The organism is Sphingobacterium sp. UBA7253, from assembly GCF_002472745.1.
Classification (GTDB): domain Bacteria; phylum Bacteroidota; class Bacteroidia; order Sphingobacteriales; family Sphingobacteriaceae; genus Sphingobacterium; species Sphingobacterium siyangense.
The window spans coordinates 15,780-18,926 of sequence record NZ_DKSP01000025.1; the positions used below are offsets into that span (position 1 = coordinate 15,780).

Here is a 3,147-nt window from a genome sequence, read left to right on the forward strand (position 1 = left end):
ACCTACTGATTACAAGTCAGTTGCTCTACCAGCTGAGCTAAAGAGGCTTTCATATGAATTTTAATGAGTGTCGCTCAAAGAGCCTCTTATCGGAATCGAACCAATGACCTACTGATTACAAGTCAGTTGCTCTACCAGCTGAGCTAAAGAGGCTTTTTAAAGAAGTTTAATGCATGTTGCTTAAAAGAGCCTCTTATCGGAATCGAACCAATGACCTACTGATTACAAGTCAGTTGCTCTACCAGCTGAGCTAAAGAGGCGTTACTTCTTTTCAATCTTACAACGTCTGACCGTTTTAAGATGCTGCAAATATCGAAAGCTTAAACCAAAAATGCAAGTCGATTTCAAGAATTTTATACCCTGTTAAGCCAATTATTTAAAAATCAAGCGCATTATTTTCAATAACTGAAAATTTGTCATGATTCAATAAAAAATATTGCCATTTTTTCCGAAGTATGGCTTAAAAACCGAATGGCACTTCAATTGTTATAACCAATATGTATCAACGAAACTTTAAATAAGAGAATAAAAATGAATTTTAACAACTATACAATTAAAGCCCAAGAGGCTATACAAAAAGCATCCGAAATTGCGGCTGGCCATCAACAACAGGCGATTGAGACAGCGCATATTTTAAAAGCTTTACTCACAGTGGATGAAAATGTTGTCAGCCACTTATTAAAAAAGTTAAATGTCAACATCAGCTATCTCGGAACTGAACTTGACAAACAAATTGAAGGTTTTCCGAAGGTTAGTGGTAGCAATATTTATTTAAGTAGCGATGCCAACAATGCACTTCAGAAAGCACAGGGCTATCTCAAAGAATTCAATGATGAATTTGTCTCGGTAGAGCATTTATTATTGGGTATCCTGGCGACCTCTGATAAGACCTCAACATTACTTAAGTCACAGGGCGTTACAGAAAAAGACTTAAAGACCGCCATAAAAGAATTGCGCGGAAACAGTCGGGTAACTGATCAAAATGCGGAGGCCACCTATAATGCTCTGGGGAAATATGCACGAAATTTAAATGAATATGCCGAATCCGGCAAATTGGATCCTGTTATCGGCCGTGATGAGGAAATTAGACGGGTGATGCAGATACTCTCCCGTCGTACCAAAAACAACCCAATACTCGTTGGTGAACCTGGGGTTGGTAAAACGGCTATTGCGGAAGGTATTGCTTACAGAATTATAAAAGGCGACGCACCTGAAAACTTAAAATCTAAGATTGTATTTTCCTTAGATATGGGCGCTTTGGTTGCCGGAGCTAAATATAAAGGTGAATTTGAAGAACGTCTAAAAGCGGTTGTAAAAGAAGTTACCGATTCCAATGGAGACATTATACTCTTTATCGATGAAATCCATACATTAGTGGGGGCTGGTGGTGGTGAAGGCGCAATGGATGCGGCTAATATCCTCAAACCGGCGTTAGCTAGAGGTGAACTACGTGCAATTGGAGCGACAACCTTAAACGAATACCAAAAATACTTTGAGAAAGATAAAGCATTGGAGCGCAGGTTCCAGAAAGTTATGGTTGAAGAACCTGACACGCAAGATGCCATTTCCATTCTCCGTGGCCTAAAAGAACGCTACGAAACACACCATAAGGTACGCATTCTGGATGAGTCTATCATTGCTGCAGTGGAATTGTCACAGCGCTATATTGCCGATCGTTTTCTACCAGATAAAGCGATTGATTTAATTGATGAGGCAGCATCCAAATTGCGCCTTGAAATGGATTCTGTACCGGAAGCTGTCGATGAGCTTGAACGTCGTATCATGCAATTGGAAATTGAGCGTGAAGCTTTGAAACGTGAAAATGACGATAAAAAAGTCGCAGAACTGTCGGAAAGTATCGCTAATCTATCTGCAGAAAGAGATACGTTGAGAGCATCGTGGCAAGAAGAAAAGAGTCTTGTTGACAATGTCAATCAAGAGATTGAGAATATTGAAAACTACAAACTCGAAGCTGAGCAGGCCGAGCGTTCCGGAGACTATGGAAAGGTAGCAGAACTTCGTTATGGACGAATTAAAGAAGCGCAAGAAAAAGTGGACAAACTAAAGGCTGAACTCGCCGAAAAACAAGAAAGTAAGCGTATGCTCAAAGAAGAAGTTACTTCAGAAGACATTGCTGATGTTGTTGCAAAATGGACGGGAATACCTGTGAGTAAAATGATTCAATCAGAACGCGAAAAATTACTGAATCTAGAGGAAGAGCTTCATAAACGTGTCGCCGGTCAGGATGAAGCAATAGAAGCTATTTCCGATGCCATTCGTCGATCACGTGCTGGATTAAATGATGCGAAACGACCAATAGGATCGTTCATATTTTTGGGGACTACTGGAGTCGGAAAAACCGAACTTGCAAAAGCACTTGCCGAGTTCTTATTTGACGACGAACAATCCATGGTTCGTATTGATATGTCGGAATATCAAGAACGACACGCAGTGTCTCGTTTAATCGGAGCGCCTCCGGGATATGTCGGCTATGATGAAGGCGGACAGTTGACTGAAGCAGTCCGAAGAAGACCTTATTCTGTTGTTTTGTTAGATGAAATTGAAAAAGCTCATCCCGATGTATTCAATATCCTATTGCAGGTATTGGATGATGGCCATCTTACAGACAACAAAGGTCGTACGATAAACTTCAAAAACACCATTATCATTATGACCTCCAATACGGGGTCAACCATTATACAGGAGAATTTCAGTCATCTGACCGATGATAATAGGGATGAAATTATCGCCAAAACACGCAATGAGGTCTTCGATCTTTTAAAACAATCGATTCGCCCCGAGTTTTTGAACCGTATCGATGAAGTGATTATGTTTACGCCATTAAGTCGAGACGAAATTGGAGATATTGTTCGTTTACAATTTGCACATGTTCAGAAACAGCTGGCCGAACAAAATATATTCATTACGGCTTCTGATGAAGCAATGGATTGGTTGGCACAGCTTGGTTATGACCCTATTTATGGGGCTAGGCCATTAAAACGTGTTATTCAAAAACGAATTTTAAATGAATTATCAAAGGAAATTTTATCCGGAAAAGTAAATCGCGATTCGATTATTCGTCTAGATGTATTCGACGGTAAATTTGTGTTCATCAATAAACAAGAACAATAAAAAAAAGAACGTCCG

1 protein-coding gene and 3 tRNA genes (1 of these 4 cut by a window edge) are annotated in these 3,147 nt (G+C 39.9%); 1 reads left to right on the top strand and 3 read right to left on the bottom strand.

Annotated features, from left to right (window positions below; genetic code table 11):
• The 3 genes from B2X72_RS01670 to B2X72_RS01680 form a co-directional block, all read right to left on the bottom strand.
• Positions 1-47 (bottom strand) — tRNA-Thr (locus B2X72_RS01670); it reaches 140 nt to the left of the window's first position.
• 33 nt (positions 48-80) lie between these two features.
• Positions 81-153 (bottom strand) — tRNA-Thr (locus B2X72_RS01675).
• Positions 154-187: 34 nt separating this feature from the next.
• Positions 188-260: transfer RNA gene (locus B2X72_RS01680), tRNA-Thr, on the bottom strand.
• A gap of 271 nt (positions 261-531) precedes the next feature.
• On the opposite strand from B2X72_RS01680, the gene clpB reads away from it, so the two are divergent.
• Entirely contained in the window at positions 532-3,132 is a 2,601-nt protein-coding gene (clpB, locus tag B2X72_RS01685) for an ATP-dependent chaperone ClpB (protein WP_286848147.1), read from the top strand.
• Positions 3,133-3,147 lie beyond the last annotated feature (15 nt).